At 46.4% G+C, this 21,628-nt stretch carries 19 protein-coding genes and 1 pseudogene; 4 read left to right on the top strand and 16 right to left on the bottom strand.

All coding sequences use genetic code 11. The annotated features are described in order from the left end of the window. Position 1 precedes the first annotated feature (1 nt). Both Q4Q57_RS08250 and Q4Q57_RS08245 read right to left on the bottom strand, forming a co-directional pair. Positions 2 to 211, bottom strand: a pseudogene (locus tag Q4Q57_RS08250) (hypothetical protein); the annotation flags it as partial. Between the two features lie 293 nt (positions 212 to 504). Further along, the gene (locus Q4Q57_RS08245) at positions 505 to 1,518 is read right to left on the bottom strand and encodes a DUF3137 domain-containing protein (protein WP_311890524.1); all 1,014 of its coding nucleotides are present in this window, start codon (positions 1,516 to 1,518) and stop codon (positions 505 to 507) included. Positions 1,519 to 1,871: 353 nt separating this feature from the next. On the opposite strand from Q4Q57_RS08245, the gene Q4Q57_RS08240 reads away from it, so the two are divergent. Then, positions 1,872 to 4,070 (top strand): TonB-dependent receptor domain-containing protein, encoded by a 2,199-nt coding sequence (locus Q4Q57_RS08240; protein ID WP_311890523.1) that lies wholly within the window; start codon positions 1,872 to 1,874, stop codon positions 4,068 to 4,070. A gap of 132 nt (positions 4,071 to 4,202) precedes the next feature. Here Q4Q57_RS08240 and Q4Q57_RS08235 read toward each other — a convergent pair whose 3' ends face one another. Beyond that, the gene (locus Q4Q57_RS08235) at positions 4,203 to 4,631 is read right to left on the bottom strand and encodes a hypothetical protein (RefSeq protein ID WP_311890522.1); all 429 of its coding nucleotides are present in this window, start codon (positions 4,629 to 4,631) and stop codon (positions 4,203 to 4,205) included. Positions 4,632 to 4,841: 210 nt separating this feature from the next. Then, the gene (locus tag Q4Q57_RS08230; RefSeq protein ID WP_311890521.1) at positions 4,842 to 5,999 is read right to left on the bottom strand and encodes an alpha/beta hydrolase-fold protein; all 1,158 of its coding nucleotides are present in this window, start codon (positions 5,997 to 5,999) and stop codon (positions 4,842 to 4,844) included. Between the two features lie 242 nt (positions 6,000 to 6,241). Between Q4Q57_RS08230 and mtnC the strand changes: the two genes are divergently transcribed. Beyond that, entirely contained in the window at positions 6,242 to 6,922 is a 681-nt protein-coding gene (gene mtnC, locus Q4Q57_RS08225; RefSeq protein WP_311890520.1) for an acireductone synthase, read from the top strand. A 95-nt stretch (positions 6,923 to 7,017) separates the two neighbouring features. Here mtnC and Q4Q57_RS08220 read toward each other — a convergent pair whose 3' ends face one another. The 4 genes from Q4Q57_RS08220 to Q4Q57_RS08205 form a co-directional block, all read right to left on the bottom strand. Next, positions 7,018 to 8,100 (bottom strand): hypothetical protein, encoded by a 1,083-nt coding sequence (locus Q4Q57_RS08220; RefSeq protein ID WP_012586387.1) that lies wholly within the window; start codon positions 8,098 to 8,100, stop codon positions 7,018 to 7,020. Positions 8,101 to 8,395: 295 nt separating this feature from the next. Then, a complete protein-coding gene (locus tag Q4Q57_RS08215) occupies positions 8,396 to 8,782 on the bottom strand; it encodes a carboxymuconolactone decarboxylase family protein (RefSeq protein WP_006083736.1) in 387 nt (128 codons plus the stop codon). Between the two features lie 218 nt (positions 8,783 to 9,000). Next, a complete protein-coding gene (locus tag Q4Q57_RS08210) occupies positions 9,001 to 9,357 on the bottom strand; it encodes a MerR family transcriptional regulator (RefSeq protein WP_311890519.1) in 357 nt (118 codons plus the stop codon). A gap of 3 nt (positions 9,358 to 9,360) precedes the next feature. Continuing rightward, on the bottom strand, positions 9,361 to 9,756 hold the full coding sequence (locus tag Q4Q57_RS08205) for a GFA family protein (protein WP_311890518.1): 396 nt from the start codon (positions 9,754 to 9,756) through the stop codon (positions 9,361 to 9,363). A 156-nt stretch (positions 9,757 to 9,912) separates the two neighbouring features. Between Q4Q57_RS08205 and Q4Q57_RS08200 the strand changes: the two genes are divergently transcribed. Then, positions 9,913 to 10,341, top strand: a complete 429-nt coding sequence (locus tag Q4Q57_RS08200; RefSeq protein WP_311890517.1) for an acyl-CoA thioesterase — start codon at positions 9,913 to 9,915, stop codon at positions 10,339 to 10,341. A 54-nt stretch (positions 10,342 to 10,395) separates the two neighbouring features. On the opposite strand, the gene Q4Q57_RS08195 is transcribed toward Q4Q57_RS08200, so the two are convergent. The 8 genes from Q4Q57_RS08195 to Q4Q57_RS08160 all read right to left on the bottom strand — a co-directional run bounded on the left by Q4Q57_RS08195 (position 10,396) and on the right by Q4Q57_RS08160 (position 19,903). Beyond that, the gene (locus Q4Q57_RS08195; protein WP_311890516.1) at positions 10,396 to 11,400 is read right to left on the bottom strand and encodes a Solitary outer membrane autotransporter beta-barrel domain; all 1,005 of its coding nucleotides are present in this window, start codon (positions 11,398 to 11,400) and stop codon (positions 10,396 to 10,398) included. Between the two features lie 166 nt (positions 11,401 to 11,566). Then, positions 11,567 to 12,115: an HPP family protein gene (locus Q4Q57_RS08190; protein WP_006083741.1), complete on the bottom strand. Its 549-nt coding sequence runs from the start codon at positions 12,113 to 12,115 to the stop codon at positions 11,567 to 11,569. A gap of 123 nt (positions 12,116 to 12,238) precedes the next feature. Beyond that, positions 12,239 to 12,649: a thioesterase family protein gene (locus Q4Q57_RS08185; protein WP_220591617.1), complete on the bottom strand. Its 411-nt coding sequence runs from the start codon at positions 12,647 to 12,649 to the stop codon at positions 12,239 to 12,241. Positions 12,650 to 12,777: 128 nt separating this feature from the next. Then, on the bottom strand, positions 12,778 to 15,234 hold the full coding sequence (locus tag Q4Q57_RS08180) for a hypothetical protein (protein ID WP_311890515.1): 2,457 nt from the start codon (positions 15,232 to 15,234) through the stop codon (positions 12,778 to 12,780). 140 nt (positions 15,235 to 15,374) lie between these two features. Next, on the bottom strand, positions 15,375 to 17,180 hold the full coding sequence (locus Q4Q57_RS08175; RefSeq protein ID WP_311890514.1) for a long-chain fatty acid--CoA ligase: 1,806 nt from the start codon (positions 17,178 to 17,180) through the stop codon (positions 15,375 to 15,377). A 128-nt stretch (positions 17,181 to 17,308) separates the two neighbouring features. Beyond that, a complete protein-coding gene (locus Q4Q57_RS08170) occupies positions 17,309 to 18,619 on the bottom strand; it encodes an ABC transporter permease (RefSeq protein WP_311890513.1) in 1,311 nt (436 codons plus the stop codon). Beyond that, positions 18,616 to 19,479 carry an ABC transporter ATP-binding protein gene (locus Q4Q57_RS08165; protein WP_311890512.1) on the bottom strand — a complete coding sequence of 288 codons (864 nt, stop codon included), beginning with the start codon at positions 19,477 to 19,479 and terminating at the stop codon, positions 18,616 to 18,618. The genes Q4Q57_RS08170 and Q4Q57_RS08165 overlap by 4 nt, the downstream gene beginning before the upstream one ends. Before the next feature lie 52 nt (positions 19,480 to 19,531). After that, complete coding sequence (locus tag Q4Q57_RS08160; RefSeq protein ID WP_311890511.1) at positions 19,532 to 19,903, bottom strand: GntR family transcriptional regulator; 372 nt, start codon at positions 19,901 to 19,903, stop codon at positions 19,532 to 19,534. Between the two features lie 93 nt (positions 19,904 to 19,996). On the opposite strand from Q4Q57_RS08160, the gene Q4Q57_RS08155 reads away from it, so the two are divergent. Next, positions 19,997 to 21,628: an alpha/beta hydrolase gene (locus Q4Q57_RS08155; RefSeq protein ID WP_311890510.1), complete on the top strand. Its 1,632-nt coding sequence runs from the start codon at positions 19,997 to 19,999 to the stop codon at positions 21,626 to 21,628.

The raw sequence follows: 21,628 nt of genomic DNA, 5'->3' as shown, positions 1-21,628 counted from the left end.
ATTAGCTGGGCATAGCCTCAAGGCGCTTAGCTCTTCGCTGCAGTAACCAGAAGATGACTAATACTCCAAAGGAAGCGGCGAAGGTAGTCAGCGTCAGCGCAAAACCTTTGAATGACAATAGGTTTAAGCTAACACCATCTAACGCCAGCACAGCTAAACCCAGTGGCATTTGGATGGACACAGCGGTGAACCAATCGAAGGGGAGTTTCGGGATTCATTGTTATGGTGTCTCAAGCCTGTAGAAAGCTTCGACAGGCTATATTGAAGATTGTGATTGATATGATTCAAGCGAAGGAAAAGCTCGGCTAGCATAGACCCAACCCATTAGCGATCAACAGCGTGTTCAGTAGCTTGAGTACCTGCTTCCATGCCTATGCAGTTTGACTCACCGCTCACAGTAGGCGCTGAACATATCTACCGCAGCAAAGTTGTACTGACGCTAAATAGCCCTAGAACACTAGGGCCAATAGATACCATGCACTTATTCGTTAATAACCTAACGCACTAGAGCCCAGTATGCTTATCAAGCTTTAAAGTATTGATTATTGAGAAGGTGTAACCTAACTCGGTAAACATTTGCTCGATATTACGCTTAAAATCGATGGGGCGATCTAAATCGAGTTGATTAATAAAGAAGTGGTGTTTTGTCGGTATCTTAATCAGCAACTGTTTTTGATAGAAACAGGCTTCAACTTCGGCATTTAACTCGCGGCTCAAAGCCAACAGATTTTCCATCATCAAGGGATTGAGTAAGTAGCGCGCCTCGACTTGGTCGCTACTATAAACCTCAAAGCGCCGCTCGAACCTTACGTCCTCAAGCTTGACGCGCGACAGCTTAGTCTTAAAACCCTCAAGGCGATTTTTTAAACTGCCCTTATCTGTGACTAACAGCGTAGTACTATTGAATCGCTTAGGAATATTGCAAACCAGTAGCACACCATTGAAGATGATCTCCCGCTGAACCGAGCCATTATCGTTCGCTTTAGTGTTATAAGCATCGACCTCATAAAACTGGAACGGCACCTTGTTATAGGTTCCCTTAAGGCAATTTTGCGCATACTGCTTATCGGTTTTAGGCAGCAGCCCCAACTCAAGGAAGGGAGAGAAATCGACCTTAGGCTCCCTCGTTAGCGCAAAGTCATCGCCAAAATACTTAAGGCTAATGGGATAGAGTTTTTCAAAGGCGGCATTATAGAGCTCATTGCTTTCCTTACCCGAGGCAATGACCGCTAACGCTATCACGGGAGCGGGCAAGAACGCGACAATCATCAAAGGCACAAAATAATCCATAGGCACCAGCATAAACTGGACCCCGAGCAGCCCGGCGAAGGCGCCCAAAATAATAGTGATACCTATGTAGTAGATTGGGGTAGTGAACTTGGCATTTTCACGCCGCCTTTGGTTCACGCCTTCACGTTTAGCTTCAAACGGTGCGCATTTAGGGGCGACTTTTTGTTTGTAATACTTCTGAAAAGCAATACGGTGATCTTCGGGAATATCAAATTTAATCGAACTCATTGGCTCCTACTCTTACGATTCAAATCCATTTAGGCCAATGATTTTACATAATTTAGTGACCGAAAAACAGTTAAGCAGCCTGTTGGAAACAGTTACTAGTAATAAACAATAAGTAATACCAATCACATTAAATCTCTAATTTAGTTCAGAGCCTCACAGGCATTTCAATCCTAAAATCCAGCGTCCATTTTCAACTCGGCAATCCCTCATCTTATAAAATATAAAACCATCCATACAAAACACATTTACTTTGTTTGAACAATGTAAATTAAATGAGAATCGTTTGCATTTATGCGTTACAAGCTTAGAATCTCTGCGATTTTTAAAGCCTCTCAATAAAAGGACTTAGTTGTATGAAAGCTCATCCATATTCTCCTCTCTATTATGCTTTACTTCCCTTTTTATCCTTCCACGCAGTTGCAGAAGATATCCATAAGAAGACAGAAGAAGCCACTAAACTAGAGGTCATACAAGTTATTGGAACTAAACTCGATTTAAAACAAAAAGCACTTGAAATCCCTAGGTCTATTACTGTTATTACTGATAAATATATCGAAGATACCCAAGCGTCCGAGCTGACCGATGTATTAATGCAAACCCCAAGCATCAGTGTAAATAATAACGATAGGCCTCTTATGGGGGATATCAGTATTCGCGGTTTTGGAAATGAAAGGATTAACCTCCAAGTTGACGGGGTAAATTACAAACAGTATAGCGATGGAAGCAATACTAATGGTTATATTAGCCCGCTCGATTTAGACCCCAGTGTCGTTAAAGCAGTAGAAGTCACTCGTGGAGCCGACGGCATATCAGCGGGAAGCGGTGCTATAGGGGGACAAATTAAAGTTGTCACTAAAAATGCGTGGGATTATACCGCTGGAAACGCGGGGGCAGGCGTTTTAGTAAGAGCTGGTATGGGCGATGTCGACTCCATGCGGCGCGGTGGAATTACCGCTTACTATGCAACTGAAGATTTAGGTATCGCATTGCATGCCAATAGACGTACCTTTGGCGATGTTGAAGTTAATCCAAGGGATGATGAAGATTCACTTAGAGGTCAAACTGAAATATTAAAAAATGATGGCAAAAATGATGACCTGCGCTTAAAACTCAATTTGGAAACTCCAATAGGTCGTTTCGACTCGGATACCTTTTACACAAAGTCCAAAATAGCTGAACTCCCCTTTGGTAATAACACCAATTGGATGGATCAACCCTTAAACGAAAGTGAAACGGGTAAGCGTTTAAGTCAGTCATTAGCCTATCACCTCGATAGCCATTCCCCTTGGATCAATCTGCGAGCACAAGTCTATTATCAAGACTACCAAAAAGTTCGCGAACAGCAAGGCAAGATCATACTCAGCCCAACTGAATATCAATTCGATAAAAATGATACTTTTGAGGATAAGAGCTTCGGCCTTAACTTGAGTAATGGCATAAGCCATGAAGTTAATAATTGGCATGGTGAAGTTACTCTATTTACCAATCTTGATTACAGCCAATTTCAAGACGAAGAATTTAATCGCCTCACGAATACCAATGGCACTTACTATGGTAAAAGCCAAGGAGAAACCTTCGCTCTTGGTCTAAGACATGAATCTGACTACAGTACTTGGCTGAGCACAGAAGCGGGATTTCGCTTTGACTCCTACCAAAATGAATCAGATAACTATCCACAATTTGGTGAGAATAGTGATAATGCATGGTCAGCTAATGCAGGCTTAACCATTCGTCCGACTGACTGGTTGCGCCTATATGGTCGCTATACTGAAAGCTTTCGAGGGCCAAATTTAAGGGAGCTATACAAGAAAGATGAATGGATTTGTCATAGACCAAGCAAACAATGCTACAGCGAACCGCAACCTGGCTTAGAAGCCGAAAATAGCCGTAACTATGAAGTTGGATTTGGCTTAGTATTCAACGAACTTGCTTATGCCGATCGGCTCTTATTCAAACTAAACTGGTTTGATACCGAAGTCGAAAATTATATCGACACTGCGCCTTATATGTACAAAATTATCGATGGCCAAAAAGTACCAGCTTCCCCAACAGAAGCCACACACAGAGATTATTCCAGTAAAAATATTGGCATGCTCTATTCAAACGGTATCGAGGCAGAATTGACCTATCAATATAATAATATTGATATTTTTGCTAATTACAGCAAAGTGAAGATGGATGTCAAGGGCATGCCCAACTTCTACCTAGGTACCATTGAAGATATTCGCCAGCCCTACAACCGCGCCCCCCAAGATAAAATCAATCTAGGAATTAGCTGGCAGCTGATATCACAGCTGAGGCTGTCATGGACATCGAGTTTTGCAATGGATATGAATCGCCTTCCCGAAGCGCAACTCAAAAGAGGGATGGACGCAGAAGGCTATCAGCTTCACAGTGTATACCTAACTTATCAGGCGCCTTGGTTAGCGAGCCTAGAACTCAGGGCTGGTATTGAGAATCTTATGGATAAGAATTACTCAGTTTGGCCTGATGATGAGGAAAAAACCTTACCTGGACGTAACTACAAACTGGCACTCAGTTATCAATTCTAGAAAATGCATCAACGAACACTATCTTCTAACTAAATTGTAAATTCACAAAATCAAGGCCATTGAAACAACTTTAATGGCCTAAACTTACAAGTAAGAATATGATAAATATAATTTTTTAGGCTTCTCAACTTTTTAGTTCAACCTCACCTCGAAACGCTTAGCTCTACGCTGCAACAACCAAAAGATGACTAACACCCCAAAGGAAGCGGCTAAGGTGGTCAGCGTCAGCGCAAAACCTTTGAATGATAATAGGTTTAAGCTAAAACCATCTAACGCCAGCACAGCTAAACCCAGTGGCATTTGGATAAACACAGCGGTGAACCAATCGAAGGGAAGTTGAGGGAAAATCCTGTGGTAAGCGTAAAGCACTAAACCTGCTAGCAATATCAGCAAACTCGCATCGTGAGCCCCTAACAGCAGGTACTCCACACTGTTCGGCGTAATCTTGGGCACTGCACTTAACATATCCAGCATATAACCCGCGCTAGCAACTAATGAGAAACTGATAAAACTCAATAACGCTAATAAGATACCAAAACCAAATGCGGGTAAATATTTCATTTATCTCTCTCTATTCGCAGCTGAAAATACGCAGTCTCATCTCCCAAAAAACCACTGCATAGAAACCACAGGATAGAAAAGGGACTGTAACTACAATAACAGCCAAAATTTCCCTTAGCTATTAAGACCATAGTCTTATGGCTAGCACAAACCCGTGCGCGATATACGGTGAGCAAACAGGTAAAACGCAAGCGCCAAATGTTAATTCACTTATTTATCCGCCTGATATTCAGCTAACTGTTTACGGTATTTGTCTTGGAAGAATGGATGGTCCGTTAACTCAAGCGCTTGCTTTTCATACTTAATCGCTTCAGTTCGCTGACCTTGGCTCGCATAGACACTTGCCAATGCATGGCTGGCCTCGAATGCTGTTGGGATCGCCTTTAAGGTTTGCAGATAAATGTCGATAGCTTTGGCAGGATCAGTCGTCTCGAAGGAACGTGCCAACGCGATAAGCGAATCGATAGCGGGCACATCAAAACCATATTTGTCGTTCGACAGGGTTTTATAATGCGCCAAAATAGCGGCTACGCCTTGACGTGATATGGTCGAGTCAGGCTTAAGCACTTGGTGTACATCGCTAAAAATAGCTTCAATACCATAAGCCGTCGCCAAAATAGGTTGCGTCATATAGTAAGTGCCATCGAAGCGCTTGATGCGGTAGTCGAGAGAATCCGTGGCGTTCGCTTTGATGATGGCTTCAAGCTTGGCAAAGTCAGCTAACTGATTTTGTTCGAAATCACTGTCGCTAGTGCTCATAAAAAGGAATCTTGGCTTCCCTTTCATCCCTGCGAGCTTCTTTGCAGCATCTGCCATTACAAAAGCGTAGTTATCATCCAGTACCGGACTTGCGGCGATGTAAGCATTAAATAAGCTTGAGCGATTCAAAAGCGTGTAGAGGCTAAAAGTGGCATTGCCAGTGAAGCCATTAAGGATCCGAAAACCATTTGTGCGATATTGTTTGTCGATGGCGGGCAGTAGATCTTGTTCCATAAAATCCAAAAACTGCTGATTTTCTTGCTGCATAATGGCTAAAGTTTTTAACTCACCTAAGCCTGCATGACCATCTGGCGCCGTCACGATAATGGTTTCCAGCCAAGGCCAGCCACCGTTATGACTCATCCAGTCTTCCATTCCAGCGAGATAGCCATGGCTACGAGGATGTAAATCCACCAGCACCACATAGCGTTTATCCGCTTTCGATTGGTAACTCGCTGGTAATGTCACCTTAAAGTCAGCAGGCTCAGTTAACAGGCTCGAACTGACCTTTAACATCTGTGGTTGAGCGGGAAAGGTATTATCGGCATTTGCTGACACACTGAAGAATGCAAAGCAGTAAATCACCAGCAGAATTAATAGCGTACGCATAAATTTCATTCCTTGAAAATCAACTATATAAGTATCAGCCGAAGTTAACACCCGTATTCTTGAAAGTAAATCCGATATCACGGCCTAACCCTTTCGCCAAACACATACCTAATATTAGCCATTCCCATTTTGGTTGTGATGGCGGTGGTAAGACTCGCGAAATAGACTAGCCAATTTCACCAATAACGCTTAGGATCGGAGTTGCATTTTTTAGCCAACATATTGTGGAGTATCAAAACATTATGGGTATCAGAGCCATAGTCGTAGACACAGCAGGCACCACGACAGACCTAAACTTTATCCAAGATGTACTATTCCCCTATTCTGTCAAAGCCTTGCCAGACTTTTTAGAACAGAACCAACACAATGTATTGGTTGAAAACTGTATTTGTGACACTAAAGATATCGCCCTAGAGCCAGATGCGGACTTAGCACGCGTGACTGAAATTTTGCAGCAATGGGTCAGCGAAGATCGTAAAGCGACACCACTCAAAACTCTGCAAGGCTTGATCTGGAAGCAAGGCTACGCCCATGGCGAATTTAAGGGCCATATCTTCCCTGACTTTATTGAAGCGGTGAAACGTTTTAGCGCGCAAAAGTTGCGTATTTACAGTTTTTCATCAGGCTCTGTTGATGCGCAAAAACTGTTATTCAGCCACAGTGACGGCGGTGATTTAACTGAGATGTTTAACGGCCATTTCGACACCCGTACAGGCAACAAATTAGATAAACAGGCTTACTGCAATATCCTCAACACTATCAGCTTAAGCCCTAAGCAAGTGCTGTTTGTGTCTGATGTGATTGAAGAATTAAAGGCTGCCGACGCTGCAGGCATGATGACCTGCCAAATGGTACGCGATAGCACACAGCGCACTGGTGAGTTCCGTAAAATCAGCAGCTTCGATGAGTTGCTGATTGAATAACGTGATTGTTGGAGAACGCAATAGTCGACTAACTCAGCCAAGCTGATTTAGCCAAAAATGAAAGCGACCTTATGGTCGCTTTTTTATGGGTCTGCTTATTTACCCTTTTCAGTCAGCGGAAACGCGGCCGAGATACACTTTTTCACTTCAAAACGATAACCATAATCCGCTTTCTTATCCGGCGTGATCTGCAAAATCTCATAGTCATTCAACTCGATCACATTCGATTCGGCGGGCTTCTCACAACGCGAACGGCTATTAGCTTCAAGCGCAAAGGCAAACGTCGCTAACCATTGCCGCACGAGATACTGATATTGCGCCCGCACCGACGCATAGGTTTGCTTGCGTTCCGCTTCTTCGCGCTCATCGGCGGTTTGTTTGTCAGCCGGTTTGTCGGCTTCAAGCTCGGGCTTAATCTTAGCTAACTCAGCAATCGGTGCCGTCAGCACATCGGTCGTATGCGGCATAAGCCCTAATGCTGGCTCAACGGGATTATGCTCAGAGGCTTCTTGGGTTGTTGTAATAAAGTCCGCAAACGAGGTTTGAAGACGGGTTTCTAAATCAATCAGTAAGCTCAAGTGATACAAGACCACAGCCGCCAACACGATACGGATCGTAAAGGTCGTTTTACGAAAGGATGTATGTGAGGTGATCCGTAATGATTTGACACCCAAAGGTTTAAGCAAAAAAATTAATACTAAATAGATGGGGATAATCAACTGCAATGCCAGCAGCACAATTGCGCTCACCATTAAAAACCAAGCGGGCATATAGAGTAAAATCGCTAAGTTATGGGTGTAATCCAGATGACTTGCCGACACCCCGACCACTTCGTTCACTATGGCGCCAGACCAACCTAAGGCAAAGTTGGCAATAATGGCGTAAAACAGCAACAACACAGCCTTGCCTGCCAAACTGTGCCAGACCCGCTCGAACACGGGCCAAAACTCGATGGCCATCGCGATAACCGCAATCACGGCGACCACACCCATCAAGTCAGTACTAAAGGCCAATATCAAGGCAATAAGATACAGCTTTTGCGCAAAGGATAACTTGGCAAACCCTTGGCTTAGGTAGCGCCACAACTTGCTCAACCCTAGCTGGAGCTCGCTAGGCAAAGGCTTGATGACTTGCCGTAAGTGCTGGCGGGCAGATTCAGTGTAACGACCTAAATTCATTATAATTTTAAATTCCGGTTGCGATTAAGACACGCTTGAGTTGCCGATGTAAGCTGCAAAATCTATGGCGACACTCGCGTCACTTATGCCAGTGTAGCGACTAACTTTGGCAATTTACTAACAAAACTTGCCGAATCGTCCTTTAGCGGCGAAATGAATCTCCCGCGAGATTCTATGTCGATGACGCGGAGCAGACATATCGTTTAAAGGGATTTAGAAGTAATAGCTATGAGTACAATTAAAGCGACCTTAAGATCGCCTCAATGAAGTGTTATGAACCTAACTCAGAATAGACTCAAACGACATTTAACTCCCGCTCGGCAAAGACAGCTTTCGCGACGAACATGCCATTCAGTGCTGCGGGGAAGCCAGCATAAACAGACATTTGCAGTATCACTTCGACGATTTCCTGCGGTGCACAACCAACATTCAACGCACCATTAATATGGACGTTAAGCTGCGGCTGACAATGCCCCAACGCTGTGAGCGCCGCGACCGTGACTAACTCACGCGTCTTAAGATCGAGTCCTTCACGTTGATAAATATCCCCAAAAGGATATTCGATAATGTACTTGCCCAAGTCGGGGCAAATATTTGCCAGACTGTTGATCACTTTCTCGCCCGCTTCGCCGTCGATTTCAGTCAGCTTAGCTAAGCCCTGCACATACCTTTGATTACTCATTTTGACTCCTTAGGATTTGACCACAGAAGTCAGCTTACGCCTTAGAGTTAACTCTAAGTCAACGGCTGATTGATGAATAATGCAGGTAGCCCTGTGATTGAAGCAGGAATACAGCAGCTAAAGATAAAAGCGAATAATATTAATCGATTAGGATTTAAATGCAGAACTGAGCGACTGAACCGAATCGCTAAATAGGTGGCTAAATGGAATCGCTAAGCTTAATCACTGAAATGCGTTTGGTAATAGCGGATTTTTTGCTCGAGGGCGATCAGATGCGCCTGCTCTTGGCGAATACGCTCAGCCAATTGTGCGGCATGTTGCTCAAGTAATTGCTGCCGCTGTCCTGCGGTTGTATCGCCTTGAGCACGCAGCTCGGCATAGGTCAAAATCTGCTTTAGCGGCATGCCCGTTTCTTTTAAGCGATTGATAAACCCAATCCATTCTGCTTCTTTCGCGGCATAGTCGCGGTGCCCGCTCACATTTCGCACCACAGACTGCAGCAGGCCGATTTTCTCGTAATATCTGAGCGTGTGCGCCGACAAACCTGTGAGTGCAGCAAACTGACCTATGTTCATAATCTAACGATCCGCAGGATGGTTAACGCCATCATTCGTGGGCACATTGTCTAAATCAAATGGATTGACCCCTTCGAGGCAACCAATGTTGTAACCATACTCATGGGGATTGGAACGCCGCTGGTGATGGGTGTAAATGCCACAAACGGAGCAGAAGTAATGCTTGGCGGTTTTGGTATTAAATTCATAGCATTTCAGCACCTCTTCACCCTTGAGGATCTTGATCCCTGCCAGCGGTACAGAGCCGACAATCGCGCCCTTACGGCGGCAGATAGAACAATCGCAGCGGCGCGGATTTTCGATGCCATTGGGCAGCGATAATTGCAAAACAACAGCGCCACAGTGGCAAGACGCTTGGTGTTCAGCTTGAATATGGGTGTTTCCGACTCGTTTAATCATGCACTGCTCCTTGTTTCGCTTAATGTTATCGCTAAATGCCTATAACGCTATGGCTTGTCGCTTGTTCTTTATGCTGCTAGTCTGACCATCTTAAACGAGCGTTTCAACTCGCATTTTTAGATCGGCAATTCAATGCCAAACACACTGGAAAACACAATGGAAAAGTTTCTCGCACAGCACCCTATAGTGACCGAAATCCCCGTGGCTTGGGGCGAAATGGATGCGTTGCAACACGTCAACAACGTCGTCTATTTCCGTTATTTTGAAACGGCCCGTATCGACTTTTTCAATCGCCTCTTCCCGCTAGATACCCTGTATAAATCAGGTATTGGCCCGGTGATCAGCGAAAATCAGGCCCGCTATAAACGCCCAGTGACCTTCCCCGATACTCTATTAGTGAGTGTCAGCATTAGCGATATTCACAGCGATAGATTTACCATGCATTATCAGGCTTTCAGTAAACAGCAGCAGGCAGTAACCACCTTAGGTACTTCAGTCGCCGTGATGTTTAACTTTAAAACCGGCACTAAAGCCGAACTGAGCCCTGAACTATTGGCGATTTTACGCCAACATCAACAAGACTAAGCACATAGCAATAATCTGCGGCCGAGATAAACAGGCCGCTTGTGTATCTTCACGTTACAACTCTTCATTAAACAGCAATACCACGCCACCGCCACTGAGACCACTGTTCACATTGATGGTGATACCGATACCAATATTGGCAATCCAGTCCGATATTGACGGGGTTTCAATAATCCATCCCGCGCCAAATTCGTAATAGTTGTGAGTGCCCATTGCCTCGACGCTGTCGCCGCTTAAATCGATACGCTTTAACAACAACCGCATCTCATTGCGGTTATTCCACACGCTCGGCAAATCGACATGCATGATCACAGCATTACTTAAGCGCCCCACTTCGGGCGATACCGATTGAGTATCCGAATCTGTAAACAAGGTCTGCCCAAAACCATAACGGAAGGTCGAAATAAACTCCCACTTATAGTCCCATAAGCGATTGGTATAGCTAAACTGAACCGATGGGTCCGCCATCAGGGCGGCGTACGAAGTATTAGTGAGCTGCTTATCTAATTGGCTTTGAAACTGCTGGATAAAGGGATCGCGAAAGTCGAAGGTGTTTTTGTACCACACCATTTGGGCTCCCGCCCCGAGGACTAAGCGCCAATGCTCAGTTAACTGATAACGCCACTTTTGTTCCGCAAATAGGAGAAAACTGCTGTCATCTTGGACATTAAGCTCGGCATTTTCTGTGCTTAATGCGACTTTTTGGTGGGCATCTATATAGGAGAATCTTGCTGCGGTAGCGGTTTGCCACTCGGACGTAACTTGCTCCCAGCTTCCTTCCCAAGGCAATGAATAAGATTTATGTGACTTACGACGCTCGAGCGAGGCCTCGCTGCCTGCATCTATTTTGCCAAAGTCGATGAGCTTATTTGGATCAAAATCGATAATGCCGAGCGAGATCAAACTGGCGTCGGTTAACACCATGGCACTGGCGATATCCGATTTTACTTTTTGGGCGACGATATCACCCAAATCTAGCTGTGGTACTTCCGCGTGAGCGGCGATACATGAACCACACAAGATTCCCACAAACATTGTTTTCACTAACACTGTTTTCACTAACACTCCTTGTAAACCCCAAGCTGATGGCAATTTATTACCCTCTGAAAATGACGACTAAGGCTAAAGGTCAATCACTAACGCGGGTTTACAAAGCTTAATTGAATTGGCCCAAAAAGCCGCCAATTTATCGAGGTAATGACTCAGCACATTGACCTTATATAGGTTAAATCCAATACACAGGGTAATGGCGCTTGGGATCGGTGGAGAGGTTATTGACCACCAGCGCGACCAGTAAGAGTAATACTGAGCCGAGAAATACTGGCATTAACGCGTAGAGAAAGCCGAGTTGATGTACGTTCTCACCGCCTATCACGGCAATCAGTGCCGTTGCACCGCCCGGTGGATGCAGAGTGCGAGTCAGGTACATGAATGCGATAGACAGGGATACTGCTAAGGCGCTGGCTAGCACCACATAATCGCCACACACTTGGTACACTGCGACCCCAATTAAGGCCGATAACACACTGCCGCCAATCAAGTTACGCGGCTGAGAAAACTCTGCCAGCGGTGCGCCGTACACCAGTACAGCTGAAGCGCCGAATGAACCAATCACAAACATAGTGCCAACGAGGTTTTCGCTCATATAATTTGCGAGACTCGCGACCAAGTAAATGCCACAGAAAGCTCCAACCCATGACCACACAATCTTTTTAAGTGGCTGTCTTGGTGGGCAAATGTCCTTCGAGCGCATGCGGGTAAAATAGAATCTCATGGTTAATCCGAACCGATAAAAATGAGGCGATACAGATAAGTGATCTGCATCACAGTTAACGGGTCGACAAATTAACGCTTCAGCAGCGCAATTGCAATTGCGCTGACCGAGAGACGGGAAAGATTAAGCACTTTCACCATTCAGGTTGGCGAGCATTTCGCGGATATCTTCAGGAATAGGGCGACTCTTTTCGCAGCTGTAGTCGTAATGCACCAGCGTAGTTTTCACTTCAGCGGTTTTATTGCCGGCTTGCCAGCAGGTTTGCGTCAGCTCGAAACTGCTGTTGCCGATACGGCTGACATAGGTTTTCACCGTAACGCTTTTGCCGTAATAAGTCGGCGCGATAAAGGCCACGGTAAAGCCGGCCACGATAAGATTCCACTGATGTAAATCCAACTCTGGATTAAAAATCTCGAAGATTGGTGTGCGCGCGGCTTCGCACCATACGGGGATCACTGTGTTATTGATATGGCCTAGGCCATCGGTTTCTGTGAATCTTGGGTGGATTTCGAGGCTGTATTCGGTAACTGACATTCGGGCTTCCTTTTTATTGTTATTCTATAAACTGATGAATTTAATGCTTATCGCGATTAAGCTACCCGCACCAAATTCATCCTTGATCCCAAGCCTACCAGACCCTAAAGGCTAAACAAATCTAGACCTTAGAATTGGCAACTGGCAGTTTCTGCCGTTTGCTTGCCATTGGCATCATACTTTTTCATGCATCCTGCCTTACCCATATCATAAATTTTTTCATATTCTAACTTGCCACTATTGTAGGACTTAAACACGCCATGGCTTTTTGGGTTTTCTAAGTGATAAATAGTGCGACCTTTGACCATTTTAGAATGAGCAGCAAACCCTGGGTCTTCCTGATAGATCACCCCCTTGATATAACGCTTATGGACCACATGCTGTTCATCGATGCGCAGCATTTCTTGCGCGATTTGGCCATTAGAGTCGTAACACACTTTATCCACGGCATAATTGCTATCTAACTCTTCAATACAATTCACGGCACCATTATCAAAGTACTCCCGCTGTATACCACAGCGCGCAATGGCGTTATCCCAGTAGTAAGGTTCACCGTTCCAGGTTTCGCCTTCTTGCTGGCAGTAGTTCCAAAAATGCTTTAACTGGCCATTCGGATAGAAGCTGTAATGGGGGCCAGAGAGACGGTTATTCACCAGCTGACCATATTGAGAGAGTGAGTATCCACCATCTGTGGAATAACTGATACTTGGGCCGTATTCCTTACCCGCTTTAAAGGCCTTCATATACTTTAAACGGCCGTTGGAATCGAACTGATATTCTTTATCTACGGCGCCATTAGTGTAATAGGACAATTTATATAACGTGCCGCTGTCGAGATATTCACGCTGCTCGCCGTGTTTTATCGATGAGGTTGTTTCACTTTTATTATTGATCACCCCTTCACAATCATCTGAGTAGGGATTCTCACGCATGATACATTCATCGTGCGAAGGCTTTAGCGCCACCGCTTCATTAAATTTATAACTCGTTAATTCAGCCAGCTCACTGCTCCGGGGGTTAAAACGCATTTGCTGGCCATCTAACTCACCTTGGCGATAGTTAGAAATATCTACCATAATATTCTGACTGGAATACCAAATACTCTGACCATTAAGCCTACCTTGCTCATAATGGCGGATATTAAACATCCGATTATTCTTGTCGAATGATTTAGACTCACCTTGACGCAAGCCGTTGATATAATTCACTTCAGTACGAGCCCCGTTCTCGGTTTTAAATATCCAAGGACCAGTGCGTTTTCCTCCAAGGTAAGCCCCTTCGCCGACCTGATCGCGAAAATGTCCGCGGGTCTCTTTATCGACCCAAGGCCCTTGTTTTACGCCTTGTTCATAGCGCCCTTTCGTCCCATCTTGCTCTAACCATTCACCGTCTTTGACTCCGTTGCGATAAATGCCTTTTTCCATTAATTGCTTAGCACCTTCGGTGCTGGAGCCATAATCTAGTGCATAAATTTCGTAGGGGCCGTCGAGCACATCCTGATTGTAGTGGGCAAAACCGAAGTTATCGGCCTCATCGAATATCGACTGTGTAATCCATTTACCTTGTTTTTTACCGTCAAGGTATTCGCCTTCCCAATAGGTTTCTCGGCTATCGGCTTCCATCCACTTACCGACTTTTTTACCCTGCTTGTAATCGCCCGAATACATCACATTGCCATTGCGGCCATCGTAAGCAACATAGGCACCATCGAGCAGACCTTGGGCATAATGACTTTCACTCGCAAGCCCTGCCCAAGTGCTACCCATGCCCATGCTCATAAAATTGTAGAATGGGCCTGTGCGGGGGATTTCAGCGCCGCCGCTTTTAAGCCAGTCGAAGTGATCAGCCTCAAAGGCCACACTCACCAATACAAAACTACCGTCTTCTTCGCTATAACCACTGCGATCAAAGGTGGTCACTAAGCTGTATTGGCGCTCAATGCCTTGAGCATCTTTATCTTTGCGAGTCAGTGGATAACGTAATTTATACTCGACGGCGGTTTTTACATCGACGGGTGAACCTTCGGAATTTCGATAACCCACTAAGGTTGGCCTGAGCTTAGTTGAGCCATCGACAATCGCTTTAATGGCAGGATCTTCAATTGCTTCAACATCATAGGTCATACGGTATTGCTGTGGCGGAATCTGGCTTAGCACTTTACGGACACCGCCCACGGTAAACGTGGTTAAGGTTGGGGCCACTTCATCGAGCACAACTTGTAGGCGCGGTAGTTTAGTCAGCTCTTCCCCATCAAAACCATAGCCGCGCAGGTGCTGACCATCTTCATCCTTGAGCATGACGATCACTTCTTTAGTGCCGCCTTTATCAAAATCATAGTAAAAAACTGCCACAATTTCAGCGCGGCCGTAATCGTCAATGCGCACGCCTGGCGCATCGCCGTAGAGCATTTCGCTCCATACGTGCTGGTCTTTTTGGTAGAAATCGAGCCATTGGCCGTTAGGAAGATCCACGGGACCGTGAACCACTTTGTCGAAATCCGCCGCCACCGCAGCAGGAATGACCGCAAAAGAAGAAAGTAACACAGCACCGACAGCGGCGCATAAATGACGAATCGAAAGTTCCATTTAACTATCCTTTACACCGACACCTTGCGCCTCGTGCGCACCAGTAAACGGGGCGAATTTTAAGCTAAGTTAGGCGCTTCAGGAAGTAGCAGAAACAAAAAAGGCCGCAATAGCGGCCTTTAGCAACAATAACTTAACAATCAGTTGTTATACATAGCATTTATTTCATGGGCATATTTATGGTAAATCATCTTGCGGCGCAACTTAAGCGTTGGGGTAATTAAACCCGCTTCCATCGAGAAAGCTTCAGGCAAGAGGGTGAACTTTTTAATCTGTTCAAATCCCGCCAGCTCATGCTGCAACTGCTTTAAGCGCTGCTCAAAATGTTCAACCACATGGCTATGGCGCAGCAATTCTAAAGGAGACTCATACTTCAGCCCTTTGTCCTTCGCCCACGCTTCCAGTGACTCAAACGCTGGCACAATTAAGGCGGTCACATAGTTACGCGCATCGGCAATAATCGCCACTTGTTCGATAAAAGGACAACAACCCACAGCGCCCTCAACCCGTTGCGGCGCAATATATTTGCCGTTAGAGGTTTTCATTAACTCTTTGATACGGTCGGTAATAAATAAGTTACCTTTCGCATCGAAACGCCCTGCATCACCGGTTTTTAACCAACCATCTTCAAATGCTGCAGCGGTATCTTCAGGACGATTGTAATAACCACGCATCACAGTGTCGCCACGAACTAAAATCTCATCGTCCTTACCCAGCTTAATTTCGATTTCAGGTAGGACTTTACCGTTTGATCCGGCAACACGATTGTCCAAGGTGTTACAGGTCACAGTGGCGTTGGTTTCGGTCATGCCGTACCCACAAAGTACAGGAATATTAATCGCATGAAAGAAACTGCCAACATTCACATCTAATGCCGCGCCACCGCAGGGCATAAACTTCAAACGTCCACCGAGCACAGCTTGCAACTTGCTATACACAAGTTTGTTAGCTAAACGCCATTGCAGCGATAACCATAATCCGCCCTTAGCACGACCTTGGCCGACTTCGAACTGACGCCCGCCAACGCGCATAGCCCAAGCAAACAGCCTCTTACGGCCATCGGCTGACTTGGCGACTTTATCTTGTACGGCACTGTACACTTTTTCGAGGAAACGCGGCACCACACACAAGGTATGTGGACGTACGGCGCTAATCGCCTCTTTCACTCTTTGGGTATTTTGCAGATAAACGTTATGACCGCCACGGCACAAAACGTAGAAACTCCAACTGCGCTCAAATACATGACTTAATGGCAAAAATGCTAAAGACACATCGCCAGCTTTAAAAGGCAAAATATGATCGTGTTGACGTATAGTCGAGGCCATATTGCGGTAATCCAGCATCACGCCTTTAGGATCGCCCGTGGTGCCAGAGGTATAAATTAAGGTCAGTAAATCATCGAGATTAGCCGCCTGTAAACGCTGGTTAAGCTCAACTTCTTGTGTCATCGCTTTCGCATCGCCCGCTAGCAGGGCATCTAAATGCCAATGCTGGAAAGCTTTGTCGGCTGCGAGTGCCACGCTGGCATCAAAAACAATCACATGCTCTAGGCTTGGGCATAAGGTTTGAAGCTCGCAGGCCATAGCATATTGCTTAGCATCGTCGACAAACATAACCTTCGCCGCGGCATCGTTAACGATAAAGCTCGCCTGCTCGACGGTACTGGTGGGGTAAATCGGCACCACAACGGCGCGGCTTTTAAGTGTACCGACATCGGCACAGGTCCACTGTGGGCAGTTTTGCGCCAAAATAACGCAACGGTCTTGCACTTGTACGCCAAGTTCGATCAACACTTGTGCAATTTTACTGCTAATTTGGTCAAAGGCTTGCCAGCTCACCTGATACCAAGGAGCGGCCATTTCAAAACCTTCCAGCGCTATCGCGTCTTTTAAAGACTCGCTCTGCTGCTGTAATAGTCGAATAACATGATATTGATCGAGAGACATAAGAGACTCACCTTTTAGCTTACAAGTGTACCGCTTTTGCGCCATTCTACCTGAAGGCCAGCCAAAAACTAAGAGTTTTTGCTCTAATCTTGTGCAAGCTAAGTCCCAATATCGCAATCTATATCCGTTTAGCCGCTAATGACATCTCCCTTCCAGAGGGTTTTCTTGCCCCAAAACAGGACTATGCTCCCAAGTATCATTAAGAGCATATCCCAGATAAACCAATCACCTAGATTGCCGCCATCCCGTAAAGACGCAAGACTGATGGACACCCACAGGGAATGTCCCGCAACAACCATCATAGTGAGCGTGACATGCAACACTCGGCGACACATACAGCCAAAACCTAAGGTCAAAGCGCAGGCCCAGTAAGTGCTAAGCACCAGATGACCCACTAATGGCATATTCAGATCACCACTGAGCCAACCCAGCAGCAGACTACACGCCAGCATAATGCCGACGACCACATTCAGCAGTCGTTGCTGGCCACGGCAAAAAGCCGCTATGAGTCCTTTTCGACCATCAAATCCTGGCATCAGTAATAAGGTTTCGGTCGAGCGCGAACGCTGCACTCGGCTCCAATGCACCAACGAACACATAATCACGCTGAACTGTGCCAACAGCAGTAACACGGGGAAATTCTGATGGAATTGGTGCGATAACACTCCAAGTACTAAACAGACTGCCGGTATGAGCAGCAGTAAAATCGTCAGCATAGGGCCGATAAAAAAATTGGTGGGATGCAGATAACGCTCAAAGCGGCTCAAAATGCGCATCGATTGCAAATTTGGCAGCCAGAACCAGCCCATTTCGAGGCCATTGAGGTACACGGTTCTCGCCTCAGCACGCCAAGGTAAAGCACGGCAGGTACGGACAATAAGCGCACCTAATACCACCAGTGCAATCGCACTTAACCATAGGGAAATATAACCTGTAATCAAGGAGATAAACGGCACTAAAACAAACAATAAAAAGGAAGCGTAAAACCACTGAGTGCTGAGTAAACACAGGTAAATAAAGGCAAAACTCATCACCAAGGCCAGCACTAAGGTGGACAGGCTAGACATTGAACCCAGAGCCAAACAAATTAACACGCCTATGCCAAACACGCTGGTTAACACCACAGCACTTTGAATATAAATATGGCGACGATAATGGGGAATTAACTGAGCGCACTCGCTCGCCATCAAACGTATAAGTTGCCACGCCACCGCCGCCGAGCTTGAAACGATTCCCATACAAAACAACAATTCAACACTGTCACTTTTGCCCTGCAACGCTGTAATGCAACCTAAGACCATTCCCAATAAGCCAGTACCCAAAAAGCTCACACTGCCGACGTCAAAACACCAAAGACGCAGCATGCCTTTAAATGAATTCATCAACCGCGCGCCTTTCATTTTAGCTGTCGGCGTGATGTTTAGTTCTGGCGCACTCATCTGTGTAGCTCCATAAAAAGCTGTTCCAAATTAAGGGCTTCGTTCTTTAATACACCCGAGATTGGCGCGCTGTGCTCGCCTAAATCCACCAGTACAGAATCACCGACACGGCTGAGCACAGTGACCGACTCAGGCAAAACTGTTGCAGGCGCGAGTGTGAGTAAACGCACTTGTTCCCGTAGAGCATCGATTTCTTTAAACAGCACTAATTCGCCGCGTTTAATCAGCGCCACATGGCTGGCAACCCGCTCGATATCTGAAGTGATATGGGATGAAAACAGTACAGCGGAGCCGGATTCGAGGGCGAGCTCGAACAAATCGACCATAAATTTGCGCCGCACAATCGGGTCGAGACTGGCGACCGGTTCATCGAGGATCAATAGCTCAGGACGATAAGCCATCGCCATAATCAAGGCTAGCGATTGTCTTTGCCCCACAGATAAACATTGCACCTGTTGGGTCACATCTAACTCGAACCGTACTAGCCAATCTTGTTCTAATTGCCTGTCCCAATTGGGATAAAAGCTGCGGTGTAAATCGAGGGCGCGCTCAATGGTAAACCCTTCATAACCAAAAGGTTGCTGCGGCACATAACCTAAGCGCTCCTTTGCCTTTGAGGTTAAGTTTTCGGGCATTTCGCCTAAGGTAACAATACTGCCAGAATCCGGCGTAAGCACGCCTAAGGCGCAGCGCATTAGGGTCGATTTACCCGCCCCATTTTGCCCTAATAACCCGACCACCATGCCCGCCGACAAGGTTAACGATAAATCCTTAAGCGCCCACTTTTCACCCGCGTCTTTGCCGCGAAAGACTTTATTCACTTGGCTAAATTCAAGTATTGGTGTGCACGCTTGGTCCATCGAATTTCATCCTTTTTTATTCTATTTATCGATAATAGACAGTAGGTTAACGCTAGTCTTGCCAGCGTTCATTTATCAATTGTATTAACTCAGACAGGCTGACGCCTAACTGTTTAGCCTGCGATAACAAAGCATCGAGCTGGGGTTCGAGCATGCTCGCCCCCGATGCCATAGTCTCAGTGCGCAGCGCGACTTTTGTCGCTTGGCCGCGGCGGCGTTCGAGCCACCCCTGATCGACAAGCTGCTGAATCGCACGGGAGACAGTCATAGGATTCACCGTAAGATACTCGGCAATCTGGCGCACAGAGGGCAAGACATCATCCACTTGCAGTTGACCGCCCACAATTAAACGCACGACCTGTTCGTGTAATTGCTTGTAAATTGGTTCGCCACTGCTGGGGTTGACATTTAAAAGTTCTAACATTAGCCTTTACACACTGTATTAATACATTGATACACCGATACACTGGTATTTAAATTAACACACTCGTCCTGAAATGCAAAAAGGAAAGCGCGCATGATAGATAGCATGACACACAGGAAGTTAAGCAAAACCACTCAACGCCCTTCGCCCACTCGGCAACTGCATGGCGCTAATGCCACATGGTGCAAGCGCATGTTAAGCGTCAGCACACTTATGCTGGCGATGGCAAGTACGGCGACGTGGGCGAGTGATGTAAAAAGCCAAAAGACACAAGCGGCTGATATCGCGAGTAACATAGCGAATAACACCGACACTTGTTATGTAGAAGGTGTATCCGATCGCCTAAACTGCGGTTTTGTGACTGTGCCTGAAAACCCCAACAAACCCGATGGCAAGCAGATCCAAGTGCATTACGTGGTCTTGCCTGCGGTGAAAAACGTCAACCATGAAGAAGCCTTACTCGCCATTGCTGGCGGCCCAGGACAATCGGCCATAGACAATGCCGCGGGTTTTGATGCCATGCTGAGCAAAGTCCGCCAACAGCGGGATATCTTGCTGATCGACCAAAGGGGCACAGGCCGCTCGAATCTGCTGACCTGTGATGAAGGCGCGCAATCTCCACTGTCATTCGATGATGACAATGCCGACACTTTAGCCGAAACCCAAAAATGCTTAGCCAAAATCGATGCCGACGTCACCCAATACGGTAGCCTCAATGCGATTAAAGACTTCGAAGCCGTGCGTCAGCATTTAGGCTACAAAAAACTGCATATTTACGGCATCTCCTACGGCACGCGTATGGCGCAGCTTTACATGCGTTTATACCCAGCACACTTAGCCACAGTGACCTTAGACGGCATAGTGCCGATGCAACAAAGCGTATTAGAAATCGGCGCATCGATTGATCGGGGCTTTGATTTACTCTTTAAAGATTGCCAAGAAACCACCGCTTGTCATGCCCAGTTCCCAGAGCTGAAAGCCGAATTCGACCAAGTCGCGGCCTCACTCGCCAAAGCGCCCGTGATGGAAAACGTCTACGATCCTGTCACAGGTGAAAAGACTATGTTGACCATGACGCGCGGTAAGTTCTACGGCTCCATCCGCATGGCGCTGTATCAAGCCAATGTGCGCGCCTTAGTGCCCCATGCGATTCATCAAGCCGCGAAACACAACTTCCAACCCATACTCGGTTTGTATTCCCTCACTATCGACAATGCTGGCATGGCGATGGGTATGCACGCATCCGTGGTCTGTGGCGAAGATATGCACCGTATTACGCCCGCCATGCGCGAGCAGGCTCAGCATTCCTTTATGGGCAAAACTATGCTCGAAGGCTTAGAAGCCACGTGTGATGTATGGAAAGTCCCCGCGGTCGATGACAGCTTTAGCGAGCCCATCAGCAGCGATATTCCGACCTTGTTGTTATCCGGCGAAATCGACCCCGCGACACCACCGAGTTGGGGCGAGTTAGCGATGGAAAAACTCACCAATGCCAAACACTTTGTCGCCCCCTATGCGACCCACGGCGTAGCCTATCAATCCTGCGCTAATAACCTGATCGCCGATCTGGTCCGCTCGGGTTCCGTTAAGGATCTCGACGGCGAATGCTTAAAGAAAGATGTGCGCCGCAGCTTTTATTTGAATGCCAGCTCGGTAGAACCGCTTAACGCGACCAGCACAAAAACCACCGCAGATGATAAAGCCAGCACTGGGGCCAAGGAGTAA

The organism is Shewanella sp. SP2S2-6 (genome assembly GCF_031931965.1).
In the GTDB taxonomy this organism is placed as follows: Bacteria; Pseudomonadota; Gammaproteobacteria; order Enterobacterales; family Shewanellaceae; genus Shewanella; species Shewanella baltica.
The sequence above is the reverse complement of the archived record's forward strand: the minus strand, read 5'-3'. Positions and strand labels throughout refer to the sequence as shown.